General features: G+C 43.3%; 18 protein-coding genes. 7 read left to right on the forward strand and 11 right to left on the reverse strand.

The window, feature by feature from the left end:
- Positions 1-50: 50 nt before the first annotated feature.
- Genes Q8M62_RS02355 through Q8M62_RS02370 form a run of 4 tightly spaced genes read right to left on the reverse strand, consistent with a single transcriptional unit; the run spans position 51 to position 4,666 of the window.
- On the reverse strand, positions 51-1,706 hold the full coding sequence (locus Q8M62_RS02355; RefSeq protein ID WP_304900022.1) for a murein L,D-transpeptidase: 1,656 nt from the start codon (positions 1,704-1,706) through the stop codon (positions 51-53).
- Positions 1,707-1,722: 16 nt separating this feature from the next.
- Positions 1,723-2,571 carry a 3-deoxy-8-phosphooctulonate synthase gene (gene kdsA / locus Q8M62_RS02360; protein WP_304900023.1) on the reverse strand — a complete coding sequence of 283 codons (849 nt, stop codon included), beginning with the start codon at positions 2,569-2,571 and terminating at the stop codon, positions 1,723-1,725.
- A complete protein-coding gene (locus Q8M62_RS02365) occupies positions 2,568-3,143 on the reverse strand; it encodes an HAD family hydrolase (protein ID WP_304900024.1) in 576 nt (191 codons plus the stop codon). The genes kdsA and Q8M62_RS02365 overlap by 4 nt, the downstream gene beginning before the upstream one ends.
- The gene (locus Q8M62_RS02370; RefSeq protein WP_092729233.1) at positions 3,122-4,666 is read right to left on the reverse strand and encodes a carbon-nitrogen hydrolase family protein; all 1,545 of its coding nucleotides are present in this window, start codon (positions 4,664-4,666) and stop codon (positions 3,122-3,124) included. The genes Q8M62_RS02365 and Q8M62_RS02370 overlap by 22 nt, the downstream gene beginning before the upstream one ends.
- A 186-nt stretch (positions 4,667-4,852) precedes the next feature.
- Here Q8M62_RS02370 and Q8M62_RS02375 point away from each other — a divergent pair, with 186 nt between their 5' ends.
- Together Q8M62_RS02375 and Q8M62_RS02380 are read left to right on the forward strand one after the other, a co-directional pair.
- Positions 4,853-5,728 carry a mechanosensitive ion channel family protein gene (locus Q8M62_RS02375; RefSeq protein ID WP_304900025.1) on the forward strand — a complete coding sequence of 292 codons (876 nt, stop codon included), beginning with the start codon at positions 4,853-4,855 and terminating at the stop codon, positions 5,726-5,728.
- 50 nt (positions 5,729-5,778) lie between these two features.
- Complete coding sequence (locus Q8M62_RS02380; RefSeq protein WP_304900026.1) at positions 5,779-6,702, forward strand: hypothetical protein; 924 nt, start codon at positions 5,779-5,781, stop codon at positions 6,700-6,702.
- On the opposite strand, the gene Q8M62_RS02385 is transcribed toward Q8M62_RS02380, so the two are convergent.
- Positions 6,703-7,527, reverse strand: a complete 825-nt coding sequence (locus Q8M62_RS02385; RefSeq protein WP_304900027.1) for a universal stress protein — start codon at positions 7,525-7,527, stop codon at positions 6,703-6,705.
- 218 nt (positions 7,528-7,745) lie between these two features.
- The gene (locus Q8M62_RS02390) at positions 7,746-8,207 is read right to left on the reverse strand and encodes a GNAT family N-acetyltransferase (RefSeq protein ID WP_304900028.1); all 462 of its coding nucleotides are present in this window, start codon (positions 8,205-8,207) and stop codon (positions 7,746-7,748) included.
- 76 nt (positions 8,208-8,283) lie between these two features.
- On the opposite strand from Q8M62_RS02390, the gene Q8M62_RS02395 reads away from it, so the two are divergent.
- Positions 8,284-8,796, forward strand: coding sequence for a RidA family protein (locus Q8M62_RS02395; RefSeq protein ID WP_304900029.1), 513 nt, complete (start codon positions 8,284-8,286; stop codon positions 8,794-8,796).
- A 144-nt stretch (positions 8,797-8,940) separates the two neighbouring features.
- Here Q8M62_RS02395 and Q8M62_RS02400 read toward each other — a convergent pair whose 3' ends face one another.
- From Q8M62_RS02400 to Q8M62_RS02410, 3 genes are all read right to left on the reverse strand, one after another.
- Positions 8,941-9,408, reverse strand: coding sequence for a methylated-DNA--[protein]-cysteine S-methyltransferase (locus Q8M62_RS02400; RefSeq protein ID WP_304900030.1), 468 nt, complete (start codon positions 9,406-9,408; stop codon positions 8,941-8,943).
- Between the two features lie 96 nt (positions 9,409-9,504).
- Complete coding sequence (locus Q8M62_RS02405; RefSeq protein ID WP_304900031.1) at positions 9,505-9,873, reverse strand: four helix bundle protein; 369 nt, start codon at positions 9,871-9,873, stop codon at positions 9,505-9,507.
- Between the two features lie 79 nt (positions 9,874-9,952).
- Positions 9,953-10,648 carry a LexA family transcriptional regulator gene (locus Q8M62_RS02410; protein WP_304900032.1) on the reverse strand — a complete coding sequence of 232 codons (696 nt, stop codon included), beginning with the start codon at positions 10,646-10,648 and terminating at the stop codon, positions 9,953-9,955.
- A 111-nt stretch (positions 10,649-10,759) separates the two neighbouring features.
- Between Q8M62_RS02410 and dinB the strand changes: the two genes are divergently transcribed.
- Positions 10,760-11,950 (forward strand): DNA polymerase IV, encoded by a 1,191-nt coding sequence (dinB, locus tag Q8M62_RS02415; protein ID WP_305668006.1) that lies wholly within the window; start codon positions 10,760-10,762, stop codon positions 11,948-11,950.
- Between the two features lie 1,180 nt (positions 11,951-13,130).
- A complete protein-coding gene (locus tag Q8M62_RS02420) occupies positions 13,131-13,661 on the forward strand; it encodes a GNAT family N-acetyltransferase (RefSeq protein WP_304900034.1) in 531 nt (176 codons plus the stop codon).
- Between the two features lie 309 nt (positions 13,662-13,970).
- Here Q8M62_RS02420 and Q8M62_RS02425 read toward each other — a convergent pair whose 3' ends face one another.
- Together Q8M62_RS02425 and Q8M62_RS02430 are read right to left on the reverse strand one after the other, a co-directional pair.
- Positions 13,971-14,792 (reverse strand): ferritin-like domain-containing protein, encoded by an 822-nt coding sequence (locus Q8M62_RS02425; RefSeq protein WP_305668007.1) that lies wholly within the window; start codon positions 14,790-14,792, stop codon positions 13,971-13,973.
- Positions 14,793-14,816: 24 nt separating this feature from the next.
- Positions 14,817-15,509 (reverse strand): ferritin-like domain-containing protein, encoded by a 693-nt coding sequence (locus tag Q8M62_RS02430; protein WP_304900036.1) that lies wholly within the window; start codon positions 15,507-15,509, stop codon positions 14,817-14,819.
- 331 nt (positions 15,510-15,840) lie between these two features.
- On the opposite strand from Q8M62_RS02430, the gene Q8M62_RS02435 reads away from it, so the two are divergent.
- Both Q8M62_RS02435 and Q8M62_RS02440 read left to right on the forward strand, forming a co-directional pair.
- Positions 15,841-16,248, forward strand: coding sequence for a hypothetical protein (locus tag Q8M62_RS02435; RefSeq protein ID WP_304900037.1), 408 nt, complete (start codon positions 15,841-15,843; stop codon positions 16,246-16,248).
- Positions 16,245-16,454, forward strand: a complete 210-nt coding sequence (locus Q8M62_RS02440; protein ID WP_304900038.1) for a hypothetical protein — start codon at positions 16,245-16,247, stop codon at positions 16,452-16,454. Before Q8M62_RS02435 ends, Q8M62_RS02440 begins: the two co-directional genes overlap by 4 nt.
- Positions 16,455-16,511 lie beyond the last annotated feature (57 nt).

Consider the following 16,511-nt stretch of genomic DNA (forward strand, 5'->3'; position numbering starts at 1 on the left):
GAATTATCCCTTCAGAAAACCACTTCTATTTGCTCAAAAGCGGTATATCCTTACTCCGTTCCCTTCAATGCCAATAATACTTCCTGATCACGATTGTATATATCTGATCTAAAATGAGGCGCCCCATTGGAATCAGCCCAGAATGTCAGGTAAAAGATCACAACCGGAATGTGTTTTTTCAACTGTACGATCTGTTCTTTTTCCTGATTCATAGCCTCATTGATTTTCTCTGAAGTCCAAGAGGGATCGTCTTGCAGTAAAAGTGCCGCGAATTTTGCCGGATCTTGAATTCGGATACAACCATGGCTCAAAGCCCTGTTTTCCAATTGAAACAAACTTCTCGCAGGAGTATCATGGATGTATATGCTGTGTTCATTTGGAAACATAAACTTGACCAATCCCAAGGAATTGGAACCTCCCGGCTTTTGACGAATCAAATATGGAAAAGTCTCAGCGGACCAATCACCCGGTTTGGGGTTGACCGGTTCACCGGAGCTCGTGACCACTTCCATATTTTTTTGAGCTAAATATTTTGGGTTTTTCCGTACTGCAGGGACAATTTCATCTTTTGTGATCGATGCTGGAATATTCCAGTAAGGGCTAAAAGCAATGTAAGTCATCGGTGCACTGAATACCGGGGACGCATTATACTCCTTCCCCACAATAACCTTAGCTGTTAAAACCGTATCGAGTTTGTTAAGATAGTCCAATTGATAATTTGCCACATTGACCAAAATAAGCTCTGAGTCTCTAAGCGTATCCGAAAGCCAACGCAATCTTTCCATATTCACCGCTGCGATGTCCAATAGTCTGGCTGGAGAATTATTCAGGCTTTCGGCAGTCAAATTACCAATGGCGCCATCAGGCTCCATCCCATTGTTCAGCTGGTATTTTTTCAGCCCCTCTTCCATCTGTGGATCGAAGACCAAATTATCTTTCAACTCATAGGGCTTCAGATAACCCCAAAAAATCAAGCGGTCCCGTAAACCCGGAACTGAAGCATGGGAGTCGCCGATTTTCAGAGACTTTTCCAGATTGACAGTTTTCCAAACCAGCGTGTCAATTTTCCGCTTTTCATCCAAATCCCGGATTACCTCTCTTCCCTTCTTGTAGATCTTAAATTCCGGGTATAGACTTTCAAGCCCATCTCTGATTGACCCTTTTCGGATAGACTCGTTCAAAAGCTCGTTATAGTTGATGCTGGGTGTATTTACTCCCAGATCCCATGCAGATTTGAGTTTGCTTGGATCGATTTTTCCAATTTCCAGATGCCTTGCCAGCTGGAAAAAAGCATCTGTAAGCATCAGATCCAAATCTGCCAAATCCGCAAATGGTTTGGCTTTCAGTTTTCCTTTTTGGTCGGAAATTGCCTGAAATAAGAGCTCAATTTCTGAAGCGTGATAGTCTTCCGGGTTGAGTCCATCATATTTTGACTCGCCGATTTCAAATTTGAGTTCCTCCCCGAGCTTGGTGAGTTTTCCGTTGCTGGACCAAGCCTCCGCATACTCCCTTTCGGCATAAAAAAGCCGAAGCTCCTCGCGGGCTTTGAGTGACGTTTCACCGATTTTTAGCGACACTTCGGAAGACTGGCCTTCCAGTCTGGTTTGTAATTCTTCTGTTAAATCTGATTTTTTATTAAAAAGGGTAACCCAAAGGATACCCAAAATCACACATACTGCTATGCCAATGGCAAGTACTTTTTTCATATCTGAGTTGATGGTTTTACTCCACTGCGAAGTCTTGAAACTTCCTCCCCAAAAGCCATGCTTCTTTTAACATATTGAGAAAATCACCCATTCTGTGTAGTGGTATTAAGTTTGGCCCATCACTAAGCGCTTTTGCTGGCTCCGGATGAGTCTCAATAAAAAATCCATCAATTCCCGTAGCTGCGGCAGCTCTTGCCAGAATTGGGGCAAATTCTCGCTGCCCTCCACTGCTTCCACCTTGCCCTCCCGGCTGCTGGACAGAGTGCGTAATATCAAATACTACCGGAGCAAACTGACGCATGATCGGAAGGCCACGCATATCCACCACCAAATTGTGATAACCTAAGGAAAATCCCCGTTCTGTCAGGCATACATTTTCATTCCCTGTGGATCGTACCTTGGTCACGGCGTATTGCATGTCCTCCGGCGCCATAAATTGACCCCGCTTGATTTTGACAGCTTTACCGGTTTGGCCTGCAGCCAAAAGCAAGTCCGTCTGCCGACAAAGAAAAGCCGGAATCTGAAGCACGTCGACCACTTCAGCCACTTCAGCAGCTTGGTAGCTTTCGTGAATATCCGTCACCAGAGGGACGTTAAGCGTCTTCCCTACCCGTTGCAATACTTCCAATGATTTGTCCATCCCGATACTTCTGAAAGATCCGGATGAAGTACGATTTGCTTTGTCAAAGGAGGCCTTGAAAACATACGAAAAGCCATACTGATCGGCCCAGGCCTTCACTTTGGTGCCTATTTCGATACAAATATCATAACTCTCAACGGCGCAAGGGCCAGAAAAAAGCACGGGCTTATCAGCTCCCAAAACTACACCCTCACGGATGTGCATGGTATGGTTGGTTCTGTTCATAATTCCTTTTTGGATAAATTTTCAATAATCGGGACAAGCTGACCTTTTGAATGCAAAAGAATATCAGCCACTTCGCGAAATACACCCTTGCCTCCGGCAAATGGAGAAACGTAATGCGAATAAATTTTCACATAAGGCAAGGCATCAGCTGGTGAAATTGCCAGACCAACATTGGCCAAAATCGGTAAATCAATCAAATCATCACCGATGTAGGCAACTTCTTCCATGCTGACCTCAATCGTCTGGAGGATTTCCTCAAGTTTTTTTCCTTTGTCTTTGATTCCATGGTAGTGAAAATCAAACTTGAGTTCTTCACAACGATTTTCCGCCACTTGAGAAGCTCTGCCCGTGATCGCTCCGACCAGAATTTTTGCCTTCCGGAGATGCTGGACGATCAGTCCGTCTTTGACATTGTATTTTTTGTACTCAATCCCCTGATCATCATAGATAATACCCCCATCAGTCATCACTCCATCAATATCCGTGATGAGGACTTTGATGGATTTAGCTCTTGAGAAAACTTCCTCCGACACATGTGCCAAGTAGTGATTTATTGTTTTTTCTGCTTCCATTGTACTGAGTAAAGATCCAATCTACGTTGTTCCAAATTCCTGACACTTCCTGCCTTCCGCTGCTTGGTAAGTAGATCGAGATCAACATCGGCCACGATGATGGTCTCCTCATTTTCTGAGGCTTGCGCTACAATCGCATCATGGGGAAATGAAAAATCCGAAGGGGAAAAAATAGCTGCCTGAGAATATTGGATGTCCATATTTTCAACTTTCGGGAGGTTACCCACCGAACCTGTAATGGCGACATAACATTCATTCTCAATCGCACGAGACCTTGCACAGGTATTTACCCGAAGGAAGGCGTTTTTGGTATCGGTCCAGAAGGGCACAAACAGAATGTCCATTTCCTGCTCGGCAAGGATCCTTCCCAATTCAGGAAATTCCACATCGTAACAGATCAAAATTCCTATTCTACCCGCATCAGTATCGAAGACGTGAATCCCATTCCCCCCTTGCAGACCCCAATATGCCGCCTCATCGGGAGTGATGTGCAATTTGTACTGTTTGTCCTGAGTGCCATCCCTACGACAGAGGTAGCTGACGTTACGCAATTTTTTACCATCGTATTCAGGCATCGATCCTGCCACGATGTTCACGTTATAAGACACTGCCAATTCACTCATCCTGCCGACAATTTCATCGGTGTAATCGGCCAGATTACGAATGGCTTCGGATGCATCCATATCATTAAACTCCGCCAAAAGAGGAGCATTGAAAAATTCAGGCAATAGGCAAAAGTCGGATTTATAACCGGAAACCGTATCAATAAAAAACTCTACCTGCTGCATCAGATCGTCCACATTGGAAAAGCGGCGCATTTTCCACTGCACTAATCCAAGTCTGACGATTGACTTCTTGTTGCCGATGAGTTTTTCATCCTTTTCATAGTAGATATTGATCCATTCGAGCAAAGTTGCATAGGCACGGGAATCGGTATCCTCTGGCAAATATTTGGTGATCACCTTGCGAACGTGAAACTCATTGGCCAACTGAAAAGACAGCACTGGATCAAAGATCTCCCGGTTTTTCACCAGATCGATGTATTTACGCGGAGTCATTTCATCCGCGTATTTCGAATACCCGGGAATCCGTCCACCTGCAATGATGGATCTTAGGTTTAGGTTTTCACAAAGCTCTTTTCTGGCATCATAAAGCCGTCGGCCAAGCCGCATCCCCCGATAATCAGCGTGCACAAAAACATCGGTGCCATAGAGGGTGTCACCGTCATCATCGTGGGTGTCAAATTTCCCAAAACCGGTGATCTGATCATAGGTATGGTTGTCACCAAACTTCGCATAATCCACCACGATACTCAAAGCTGCTGCAATGACAACCCCGTTATCCTCGATACATATTTGACCTTCCGGAAAAACTTTCAGTTGGTTTTTAAGCTCTGCCTTAGTCCATGCACCACCTTGATTTTTATAAATTGACACCATGATGTCCCGGATACCATCATAGTCTGACAGCTTGATATTCCGGAGTTTTAGACGGTGTTCTAATTCTTCTCTTTGTTTACTCATAAGGTCAAAATTAAAAATAATCAGTCAATTATTTCAAAACTGACATTCACCAAGGTCAAAATCAAAAGATTCTACCGAACAGAATCATTTTTGAAAACAAAATTGGTTTTTCGGGTTAAGAATAAATAGTTTAAGGATCGAAATTTGGTGTTTAGTAGTTTAGCAGAGCGTTAAATTCAGAGGATTATGGAAAAAAAGGGGAGCTTTTTAGAATGGCTTGAGAATATATTAAATGAAAATCTAATCAGTCTTGGCGATTCCAAGCTCACCATCGGCTTGGCCATGACTTTGGTCCTCTCATTTGTTGCACTTTTTGTGATTGCAGAATGGGTTCGGCGATTTTTGGTGAAGCATGCACTGAAAAAAACCCAAATCGCCAAGGGGACTAAGGAGTCAATCGGGACAATGGTCAAGTATTTGATCATTTTAGGTGGGATTTTTTCGATTCTTCAGACCAATGGGATTGATTTGAGTGCCTTTGGAGTTTTGGCTGGTGCAATTGGTGTAGGTATTGGCTTTGGACTTCAAAACATCACAAACAATTTTATCAGCGGACTCATCATCTTATTTGAGCAGCCAATCAAGGTAGGCGATCGAATAGAGGTAGGTGATGTCTCAGGTGATGTGATCCAGATCAATGCCAGGGCCACCACAGTAGTGACGAATGATAACATTAGTGTAATTGTGCCAAACAGTCAATTTATAGACAGTCAGGTAATCAATTGGTCTCACAATGAACATAGAATCAGATTTAATTTCCCGGTGGGCGTTTCATACAAGGAAGATCCGGAGAAGATTAAGAAAATTCTCGTAGAGGTAGCCAAAGCTATTCCGGGAATACTGGAAACTCCCGAAGCCGATGTCCTATTCGATAGCTATGGGGACAACAGTCTTAATTTTAACCTTAGGGTATGGACAAGTGATTATGTCAATAAACCAAATGTGCTGAAGAGCCAACTCTACTACGCTATTTTTAAGCGATTTACCGCCGAAAATGTCGAGATTCCGTTTCCACAGCGCGACCTACATTTAAAGTCAGGGTTTGAAAAATTGGGAATTTAGCCTAAATTTCTGCCTAGCAATTGATTAGGAAAATTGCGACTCATTAAAAAATGAAAAGATTACTCATAATATTATTTCTTTTCTCGTCTTTTTCTACTTATTCCCAAAGCTTCTATCGCTATAGGTTTGAAGAGCCTTGGTCAATATCAGCTGGAATCGGACCTTCACAATATTTTGGAGAACTCTATTCATTTTGGAAATACAACGAGGGAATTCAGCCGGATTATAATGCCAATTTTGCGGTGAATTATATTTTTGGAACCCATCTTAAAGCTAGATTGGAGGGTACCTATTATAAAATATCCGGTTCGGATCCACCTTCCGATCCAAGAGCATTTCGAACACCGAGAAACCTACACTTTCGCGCCAATAATATTGAGGTAGCAGCACTCATAGAGTATTATTGGCACCCTGTTAAAGTGAATAATATCACCAGACATCTTTGGAATCCATACATCTTTTTTGGGGTAGGAATGTCTACCAACAATCCAAAGGCTGAGCTCAACGGAACCTGGGTAGACCTACGCCCGCTTCAGCTTGAAAACAACCCTTACAATGACAAAATTGTAGTTTTCCCGATGGGCCTAGGCTTCAAATACAAGCTTAATGTCTACATGGACATGAAGATTGAAGGAAATTATCGCTTTACGCTCACCGATTACATGGATGACATTTCTGCGTTCAACGTCAGTGAATTTTACCTTGATTTGGTTGATGACTACGTCACAGGAAATAACCCTGATCGCCTTCGGCTAGCCATACGAAATCCCAGCTTTATACTTGAGGGTGGTGAACCGGATGTAGATAAAATTTTGAGAAATCAGGGAAGAGTACGCCGAGGGTCCGGCCTCACCCATCGTTATGATGGGTATATGACCGTAAGTGTAGGTGTTGAAATATACCTTTCACCGGATATTTGGGACAACTGGATATTCCGAAACAGAATCTACGAAAAGCGTTTCAGATTTTGGTAATCAAGACTTAATACTTAAAATACCGAGATCTGATTTGAATATCAGCGTTTCTGTGGTCCCGATGACATAAGAGGATGCATGGCCTCGCTCACCGGAGACAATTCCCAGGAGCTGAATTCCGTTTTTTTCACAAAACTCCATGATGCCCTTTTCAGCGTCTTCATGATTATACACATGGCGATGGATTACAAACTGCTCATGTCCCTTGCCAAACTCCGCCATATCCCTGTCTGATTTAGAGGAATTAGTGAAATGAGCTGGCGTGTTTACATAGAGTAGGTGAATTGACGTTTTAAAAATTTTTGCAAGGGGAAGCATTTTTTCAAAAGCGACTTTCCCTGCCTTGTTGAATACCGTAGCAAAAGCAATTTTTCGGAAAGCATTTCCATCCAAAGCGCTTTTTACAGCTAAAACGGGACATGGTGCGAAACGAATTACTTTTTGCAGTGTTGAACCGACAAAATTCCCCTCCACGTGGCCTTTCCCATACGCTCCTATCACGATCAGGTCGGCAAATGATTGCTCGGCTACTCTTAGGATTTGCTCATATGGCACACCTATTTTTATGATTTGCTCTATTTGAGCTTTAGCAGGAGCAACTGATTTAATATATCCGGGCAAAACCTCCATGGCCTCTTGACGTTCCTCCAGCAATTGGGGGTACTTTAGTTTTGCTTCTTCGGACAGTAAATCCCAATCTATTTCAGAAGGAATAACAGTCACACAAATGATCTTGGCTTGATTCTTCGCGCAAATCCGCTGTGCGGTTTGTAGAGCAGCAAGTGAATAAGTCGAAAAATCAAAGGGAACTAGAATAGTTTTCATAGAATTTGGGCTATTAGTTAGACACTAAATTTCCAACTTCCTATCTAGAATCTCATTGCGTTAAATCAGGAAAAAACCTGATATATGTTAGGAAATCAAGCATGAGGCGATATGCCGTGGACAGATTATCAATCCGCCACCTAAGTAAACAAGCCTGCCTGTGGTAGTCAGGTGTGACTATTACGAAACAATTTTAAACAGACAAAACAGCGAACTACTCAGAGCATTCGCTCCATTTTAATATCACAACGGCCATAAGCTCCACATTCTGCCTTCACTTCATGAAAACCAAGTTTTTTATAAAGATGAAGTGCCGCTCCAAGTTTGGTGTTGGAATAAAGAACCATCTTTGAAAATCCCACCTTTCTGGCCTCCTCCATAACAGCAACTCCAAGCGAGTGCCCCACCCCTTTTCCTTGAGCAGCAGGATTTACACCCATTTTGATCATTTCACAGGTTGAATTATTCGTTGGAATCAACCCGACAGTTCCGACAATTTCATCACCTATTTTTGCAAAAAGAATCCCTCCCCCTTTTGCCAAAATCGTCTCCTCTGGATGCTCCAACTGCTCAATATCAAACGGTTCCAGTGTAAAGTACTGGGTGACCCATGCTTTGTTGATGGATTCAAAATAAGGCTGAAACTCTGGGGAATATGGGAGAATTTGAATAATTGACATCGCAATCACTTTAAAAAGACTATCAAAAGTAAGGAGAATCAGTTAGCTTAGAAACGGCAACCAATACACTATACCCATGAAAAAAATTCTTTTTACATGCCTTATACTAACCATCACAGGAATATCCCTTTCCGTAAATGCACAGACTCCTGAAGAGAAGCTGGAGCAAATGGGTCTCAAAATCCCTGAAGTGGGCCAGCCGATCGCCAATTATGTCAAGTGGAAGCAGGTGGGGAACCTACTTTACCTCGCAGGAAGTGGCCCGAAAATCTATGGAAAAGTGGGTGCAGATCTGAGTGTTGAACAAGGATATGAAGCGGCTCGGGCCACGGGACTTGAAATCATCGCAGTACTGAAAGCCGCCACGGGAGACTTATCCAGAATCAAGCAGTTTGTCAAAGTACTCGGGATGGTCAATGCCACCCCTGAGTTTACCTCCCAGCCTGCTGTAATCAACGGCTTCTCTGATCTGATGGTGGAAGTATTCGGTGAAAAAGGAAAGCACGCCCGATCAGCCGTAGGTGTAGGTTCGCTTCCCAACAATATGGCGGTAGAGATTGAGGTAATTGTGGAGCTTGAAGAAAAGTAGGCAGTTTGAAGTAGCAGTAAGTAGGCAGATTGTGTCAGGCTGAGCAGCTTGTCCGCAGCGGCGGAGAATCGAAGCCATTGCAATTTATAAACCTGACAGAAACCATTGCAATTTACAAATCTGACAACTGAGACTGGACACTGATCACTCAAACAAACTCGTCTGAAAAGCATGGCCTTCCAATTCCAGGAGGGCTTTTTTTCTGTCCAAACCTCCGGCATAACCTGTGAGACTGCCATCACTTCCCAATACCCGATGACAAGGAAGAATGACAAGAATGGGATTGGCCCCAATTGCTGCGCCCACTGCACGGATGGCACCTGGCTTGCCCAGTTTCTGGGAAATCTTCATGTATGTGGCCGTCTGTCCAAAAGGAATTTTGTTGACTTCCAACCATACTTTCCGCTGGAAATCCGTCCCTCCCAACCCGATCGGCATATCAAAAGTCTTTCTTTCTCCGGCAAAATATTCCTCCAACTGCTGCACGGTACTTAACAGGACTTGATCTAAAATCTCTCCGTCTGTCTCCTCATCGGTAAACTTCAACTCAGAAAGGCAGCCCTCTCGGGAGCTGATTCGGATATTACCAAGTGGTGAGGAAATGATGGGCATAGGATAGGCAATATTCAATTATCAATGTTCAATTCTCAATGGCCAAACTTAATGATCAAGCACAATACTTAAACACTGGCTATTGTCGCATATTGTTCATTGTTCATTGCTTAGGTTTTTTCTCGCACTAGTAATTATTCTACCAAATATTGCAGAAAGTTCTTCTGACTCCTTCAACAGCTCGGTTCTAATAAGGAGATCACCCAACTCGGAATATGCTAAAATTTTTAATGTTGAACGGGACTCTTTGAGTTCCTTCAATACAATCCCATTCTTATGGATGAAATCTTTTTTACTTTCAACTCCTTGGGCCTCTCCATAATTCAAGCAAGCTCCGCAGGCTGACCTAATTAACTGTTCTCTGAGATGGCTTTCTCCAAACGTATTTCCCACTGTGCTGCAATACTTGATGCAATCTCCTGCAAATCTGACTAGCCGTTCTTCTAAATCATATCTTTTATCCATAGCGAGTAAATTATCAATGAACAATTTTCAACTCAAAGATCAAGTAAAATCCAACCTGTGAATTGAAAATTGATCATTGTCATACCATCGCCAGCCGATACCTCCACACTTCTCTGACCTGCTCTGCTTCTACTTCAAACGGGGCGTAGATCGGATTGGCTGAGCAAAGCAGCAATTTTTGTTCGTCTTTGATCTTATTGTAAGCGATCTTAAACGTGACGCCATCCTGCTCGGTGACGATTACATAGCGCTCGCCGTCTTTGATGGCCATCCAGTCATCCACATATTCACAGACGATCCAAGCCCCATCGGGGATCGGCAGCATCGAGTCGCCATCCACCTGGAACACCCGGTGCTTTTTGTCCATCGGGAGAAAAGGCAAAGCAAAGCGCGGCAACTCAGCAATAAACTCCGGATCGGAAAACCCCGCCAAGTAACTCGCCTTGACCTTTTGCGAGACCACCTCGATCAGTTCTCTACCTTGCTCATCGACTGTAGTCGCCAAAATGCGGAGCTTTCGCCCGCGCAGAAACTGATCCGTCTCCAGGAGTTCGCGGAGTTTGAATTCAGAATAAGATGCAAGATCTTCTTTGATTAAAGTATCTATAGAAACACTAAAGTTCTCCGCTATGCGGACGATCACGTCAAGCGACGGCGAAATGGTCAGTTCATATCCCGCAAGTTTAGATCGGGAGATCATTAATCTCTCAGCCAATGCTTCCTGAGTCAATCCCTTCTTTTTTCTTAAAATCTTAATGTTTGAGTGGAGATACATAAGCAATAAAGTAAGACAGCTTCGGTCAATCTTTTGAAATTCAAGAAACCAAAGTTATTCTTTTTGTTTAATTTATAGACTAATAATTGTCAATAATATAGACAAAAGGTCATGGAAGGGAAGCGGAATATCGTGCATATGGATTTGGACACGTTTTTTGTGTCAGTGGAGCGGCTTTTTGACAGCAGGCTGAATGGCAAACCTATCCTCATCGGGGGCTCCGGCGACCGGGGAGTGGTGGCCTCGTGCAGCTATGAGGCTCGGAAGTTTGGAGTGCACTCGGCCATGCCGATGCGGATGGCCCGGCAACTCTGTCCTGAAGCCATACTCGTGCGAGGGGATTTTGAGAAATACAGCCAAAAATCCCACGAAGTCACCGAGATCATTCGGGAGAGTGTCCCAATCTTTGAGAAATCTTCCGTGGATGAATTCTACATCGATCTCACGGGGATGGACCGCTTCTTTGGTTGCTTCAAGCTGGCCCATGAGCTCCGCCAAAAAATTATCAAACAAAGCGGTCTGAACATCTCTATGGGACTCTCGGAGAATAAAACCGTCTCCAAAGTCGCCACTGGCGAAGCCAAGCCCAACAACGAAAAGCAGATTCCATTCGGTCAGGAAAAACCCTTTCTCGCCCCACTATCCGTGCGCAAAATTCCCATGATCGGCGAAAAAACCTCCCAAACGCTCTACAACATGGGCGTCAAAAAAGTCCATACCCTGCAGCAGATGCCTGCCGAACTGCTGGAAGCAACTTTCGGGAAAAACGGAACCATGATCTGGGAAAAAGCCAACGGAATCGACCGATCCTTGGTCACTCCCTATTCTGAGGCTAAGTCAATCTCTTCCGAAAACACCTTCGAGCAGGACACCATCGATGTCAAGATGCTGGAGGCTACGATGACGGCCATGACTGAGCAGCTCGCCTCCAAACTCCGTCAAAAAGGGCAGCTCTCCGCCTGCGTGAGTGTGAAGATCCGCTACTCGGACTTTGAGACACATACCGTGCAGCAGCGTATTCCCTATACTTCGGCGGACCATACGCTCCTGCCTGTGGTGAAGGCACTCTTTCATAAACTATACAGCAGACGAATGCTGATCCGGCTGATCGGCGTGCGCTTCAGTTCGCTGGTCTATGGCAACTATCAGATCAAGCTCTTCGAAGACAGTCAGGAACAGATCAATCTCTATCAGGCACTCGACAAATTGAATGTCAAATACGGAGATAAAACCGTCTGTCGGGCCGTCGCCATGGGTGTGGGAAGAAGGAGATTTAATCCGTTTAATGGGATGGAGGTTTGAAAATCCAAAAAAGTTGCCTCAAAAAAATAGAGGCAACTTCTAGCCGATATACCTACCTAGGATCTTAAAATAAAGATGATGAAGATCAGGATATTAAGTGTGTATTGGCTGATAATTTTCGATTTGAAAGAAGTATCCAAATCAAAAAAAGAAGAGGGATTTATGGCCCGTCTAAACTGAACTGTCATAAATATCAGATTAAAACCAACCAAGACACCGAGCACTATTTCAGATAAATTGAATTTAGGAATTATCCAGAAAAGAGCACTAGAAATTATATATACTCCTACCGTAAGAACAGATACTTTCGCCAGTGCTTTTTTTAGCTTATTACTATTCATATGAACTCATTTAACACATTTAGAAAATTCATAGACCATGAATCCTACACCAATCCATCCTGTATCCTCTTTCAAGCAATCAAAAGCCGAGTGTCAAACACGGCGACAAAACCGTCTGCCGTGCCGCCGCCGTGGGCGTAAGAAGACGACGGTTTAATCCGTTTAATGGTTGGAGGAGGTGTAGGGGTGACACCACTTGTGGCACCACCTATCTAAATATAAAAATCACAAAAATTTACCTAAGATAAGCACCACAAATAGAACTACTAAAGCTATCGAAGTGTAAGGAATCTTTTTTCCATCCTTCCTTCTTTCATAAATTTCATAGAAAGAAAGTAAAAGCCCAACACTGAATAAGATTAGTTTAAATGTTTCCCAAGTCATAGTTTTTCTGTATCCAACCCATATTAAGCTTCATTTTCGTGAAACGAAAATATAATTAGATCAAACGGTTATCAAGGGGTCAAATGAAATTTTTAGCGAAAAACTAATCAACTGCCATAAAACAAGTATTAATGGCCAAATTTTGAAAATGAAAGTAGTAACCAACCCACAGACCTCGATAAGCTGAATATGAAATACGGCGACAAAACCGTCTGCCGTGCCGCCGCCGTGAGCGTGGGAAGACGACGGTTTAACCAATTTAACGGGATGGAGGTGTGATGGAAAGGGTTTATAATTGGTCAATCAAAGCATGGGGATTTTTTACAGTTTAGGAATGTGATTACTAGATTGTAAAATCAACTCCAGGAAAACCAAAAATGTAAACTCTCAATCGTAACCGAAATTAAACATGTAAATTCTCGATTACGATCGATAAATTACAGATTTCACACCAAATGAACCACTATCTCTTCACCACTTCCAGACTCGGTTTTCGCACTTGGCAGTCCTTTGACTTGGATGATTTTGCGGCAATCAACTCAGACCCGGAGGTGATGCGCTTCTTCCAAAAACCGCTTTCCCGGGAGGAAACCCAAGCCATGATGGATCGCATGCAGCGAATGTATGAGGAACGAGGCTATTGCTATTTCGCAGTGGATTTATTGGAAACAAAGGAGTTGATCGGTACGATTGGGATGGGTTGGAAGACTTTTGAATCGGATTTCACTCCTTGTGTGGATATCGGCTGGAGGATAGGTAAAACGTGGTGGAATCGAGGCTTGGCTTCAGAGGGTGCTTTGGCTTGCCTGAGCTTTGCTCAGCAAAACCAAATCACCGAAGTGGTATCTATGGCATCCATCGGCAATACGGCTTCAATCCAGGTGATGAAAAAGATTGGAATGGACTTTTGGAAGGAATTTGATCACTCCGAACTCAAAAACTTTCCGGACATTCAGCGCTGCAGCTTGTATCGGATAACTTTTTGATCGATAGTCTTTGCAACTTTTATTTCCCACAGATTGACACCGAAAAAGTCGCAGATTAACACAGATTTTTTAAGGGAAAAGCTTACCTTTTTCCTCTGTGAACTTGAAAAAGATTAATTGAGCTTAATGGTTTTGAATTCTAATTAAAGGATTAATCCAAGAAGCTCTTTCTCCTCTGAGAACTCCTATGTGGTAAAAAAACTTTGCGCTCCTTTGTGTTCTTTGCGGTAAAAAACTTGGGGCTAAAAAAAGATGCCATCCCCTCACGAGGATGACATCTACTCCACAAACATTAACCCAGCTTTAAGTTTATGAAGCTAAAAAGAGGGAAGCAATTCCCAATACTTGGTTAGCATTCAAGGGCTCATCCCATGCCTCAGATACCGCACCGGCATCAAGACTCGTTAAATTGACAACATTCACTCCACCCTGCATAATATTCTCTTCACCTGCATAGATAGGAGTAGTTGCAGCTGGCAATGTACCGATTGAGGCATTAGTGATCCAGCCTTTCACAGTGTCCAAGCCCTTCTTTGTACGAAGTCTTCTCACCATTGAAGCGTGTCTTGCTTCCACCGAATGAATGGACAAAGCCGCAGTCAACACCACATCGCTTTCTTTCACATTTGCGGCTTGTCCTTTATATGCTCTCACACCAGTATCTTCAAAAGCCTGGGCGAGTGCCAAGAATGTAGGATAATCTGAAAAAGGCTGAAAATTACCTTTTGCTGTAAAGTCAAACTTAGGCTCTGCTACCGGAGTACCTTTCAATACGTTGCCAATTACCTCCTGTAAGAACTTCACGTGGGCCAATTCATGGTCACGGATTTTCTGAAAAATCACCCGGTCTGCAGAAGCAATTACGTTTGAGGTCAAAGCCATCTCATAATATCTATATTCCAAATGCTCCAGGGTGAGCGCAAAATTCAACACCCCTATCAAGCTGGCCGTATCCGCCTTTGCGATGTGAGGAATAGAACTCAAAACAGAAAGCGGAACTGCAGCAAGCGCTATTTTCTTTCCGAAATCCCCGAATTGCCTGAAGGCATCTCTGCGGGAATAAAAACGGTCTTTGTCCTCAGCACTATTTGTGTCAGGACACATTGTATCTAATAATTTGATCAAATTCATGTCTAGTGTGATTAAAATGTGGAATTAACTTGGAAGCTTGCTGAAATCGATCTTGGTTCTGACAAAAGCGCTGGCAGCTGTCAATACCTGTGTGAAGTTTAGCGTACGCTCCAGTCCATTGGCATCAATGATGTCATTGCCCGCAAAGTCCGCTGTTCCCGGATTGATCAGGTCTCTGATGGCCGCTGCGTGACGAGCCTCTACCGATACGATTTTTCCTGCGATCAAAAGAAGATCTGCACTTTCCAGATGCTGACCAGCACCGTTGTATGCTGCCACTCCCAAATCTTCAAAGGTTTTAGCCGCTCCCAATACGGATGTTCTGCTATTAAAATCGATAGCAGTGAAGTTAAACTCCAAGGGTCCAATAGCGCTTGTTCCTAGAGCTGCCTTGAAAAATTCGCGGTGAGCTCTTTCATGCTTCTCCAGATCTCCCATGATGGTCTTCTCTTCTGCTGATGCATTGGTAAAATAGCTTCCTCGCAATACCTCCGCATAGAAGGCCGCTTCCAATTGCTCTAATGCATAAGCATAATTCAAAATACCAGTATCTCCTGATCCGAGACTGACCATACCTTCGGGCATAATGTCCTTGTCATCATTACAGCCAATCAGCAGCAATCCTGCTCCTGCTACGGTCATTGTTCCCACTCTGAGGAACTGACGTCTGTTTGCGTTTTTCACCAAACCCTGAGGCTTGATCAGTTCATTTTCCATTTTGGTGTTTTTAGGTTAATAATTCGGTTTTGGTTTCCTCAGAAAAATCAAAGCTGGTTAGAATTGAACTTTCATCGAATTTAAAAGCACTTACGCAGTGGACTGAAGGATTGGATTGAGGAGGGGAAGAAATAGATTGATTATGGATCAATTATTGATTTTTCTTAAAAAAAATTCTTCAAGAAGCTAGGCCTTATCCGCTATTTTATCATGATTTCAGGTTACATTTATTTACACATCCTACTGATTTACAGGATTTTTAGCATCGGTATCCTTCGGGGTTATTTTTGAATTGCCATATTTTAAATCCTTAACAAGGACCCAAAATTCTATGAAGTACCAACTTCCAAAACTTCTTTGGGGGACGATGTTACTATCCGTAGCATTTCTTCTCCAGCTTAGCTGTATTTCAGAATCCAGCGATCCATCTATTTCTATAGATCCAAATTTGACTTTGGAAAACCCCAGTCGCGAACAGGAAAGCTTTACTTTGGAAAATCTAAGAATGGATCCAACAACACTAAAAATGCTGGCAGATCTCAGGGCCGCCACTGCTAACTATCATGATTTGGCTAATGCATTGGCCGCAGGATATGAATTGGCCAGTGAATGTGTTTCTCATCCCACTATGGGGGCAATGGGTTTTCATTATGTCAACTTTGGATATGTGGATGGAAACTATGACCCAACACAGCCTGTGAGGCGTTGCTTTATGAAGAGGATAAAAATGGAAACATGAAATTGGTTGGTGTAGAGTTCGTCGTAGTCTCAGCAGCTTGGGATGCCCATCATACCATGATTCCTTATTTCGGAACTCAAATATTTGACATAGCCCTTGCTCCCGCTCCTCTACCGTTCGATAATTATCAGCTTCATGTCTGGGTCTGGAGACACAATCCCAGCGGAATTTTCACAAAATTCAATCCTCGGGTGAGCTGTCTTTAAAACCAATCTCCCCGCCCAAAACCGGGGAGATTTTCATTCAAATTGCTACTTGTCAAT

This window comes from Algoriphagus sp., assembly GCF_030694375.1.
Taxonomy (GTDB): domain Bacteria; phylum Bacteroidota; class Bacteroidia; order Cytophagales; family Cyclobacteriaceae; genus Algoriphagus.

Excerpts from the sequence above, each read along its gene's own strand:
- Q8M62_RS02355 (WP_304900022.1), bottom strand. The coding sequence starts at position 1,706 with ATGAAAAAAGTACTTGCCATTGGCATAGCAGTATGTGTGATTTTGGGT.
- kdsA (WP_304900023.1), bottom strand. The coding sequence starts at position 2,571 with ATGAACAGAACCAACCATACCATGCACATCCGTGAGGGTGTAGTTTTG.
- Q8M62_RS02365 (WP_304900024.1), bottom strand. The coding sequence starts at position 3,143 with ATGGAAGCAGAAAAAACAATAAATCACTACTTGGCACATGTGTCGGAG.
- Q8M62_RS02370 (WP_092729233.1), bottom strand. The coding sequence starts at position 4,666 with ATGAGTAAACAAAGAGAAGAATTAGAACACCGTCTAAAACTCCGGAAT.
- Q8M62_RS02375 (WP_304900025.1), top strand. The coding sequence starts at position 4,853 with ATGGAAAAAAAGGGGAGCTTTTTAGAATGGCTTGAGAATATATTAAAT.
- Q8M62_RS02380 (WP_304900026.1), top strand. The coding sequence starts at position 5,779 with ATGAAAAGATTACTCATAATATTATTTCTTTTCTCGTCTTTTTCTACT.
- Q8M62_RS02385 (WP_304900027.1), bottom strand. The coding sequence starts at position 7,527 with ATGAAAACTATTCTAGTTCCCTTTGATTTTTCGACTTATTCACTTGCT.
- Q8M62_RS02390 (WP_304900028.1), bottom strand. The coding sequence starts at position 8,207 with ATGTCAATTATTCAAATTCTCCCATATTCCCCAGAGTTTCAGCCTTAT.
- Q8M62_RS02395 (WP_304900029.1), top strand. The coding sequence starts at position 8,284 with ATGAAAAAAATTCTTTTTACATGCCTTATACTAACCATCACAGGAATA.
- Q8M62_RS02400 (WP_304900030.1), bottom strand. The coding sequence starts at position 9,408 with ATGCCCATCATTTCCTCACCACTTGGTAATATCCGAATCAGCTCCCGA.
- Q8M62_RS02405 (WP_304900031.1), bottom strand. The coding sequence starts at position 9,873 with ATGGATAAAAGATATGATTTAGAAGAACGGCTAGTCAGATTTGCAGGA.
- Q8M62_RS02410 (WP_304900032.1), bottom strand. The coding sequence starts at position 10,648 with ATGTATCTCCACTCAAACATTAAGATTTTAAGAAAAAAGAAGGGATTG.
- dinB (WP_305668006.1), top strand. The coding sequence starts at position 10,760 with ATGGAAGGGAAGCGGAATATCGTGCATATGGATTTGGACACGTTTTTT.
- Q8M62_RS02420 (WP_304900034.1), top strand. The coding sequence starts at position 13,131 with ATGAACCACTATCTCTTCACCACTTCCAGACTCGGTTTTCGCACTTGG.
- Q8M62_RS02425 (WP_305668007.1), bottom strand. The coding sequence starts at position 14,792 with ATGAATTTGATCAAATTATTAGATACAATGTGTCCTGACACAAATAGT.
- Q8M62_RS02430 (WP_304900036.1), bottom strand. The coding sequence starts at position 15,509 with ATGGAAAATGAACTGATCAAGCCTCAGGGTTTGGTGAAAAACGCAAAC.
- Q8M62_RS02435 (WP_304900037.1), top strand. The coding sequence starts at position 15,841 with ATGAAGTACCAACTTCCAAAACTTCTTTGGGGGACGATGTTACTATCC.
- Q8M62_RS02440 (WP_304900038.1), top strand. The coding sequence starts at position 16,245 with ATGAAATTGGTTGGTGTAGAGTTCGTCGTAGTCTCAGCAGCTTGGGAT.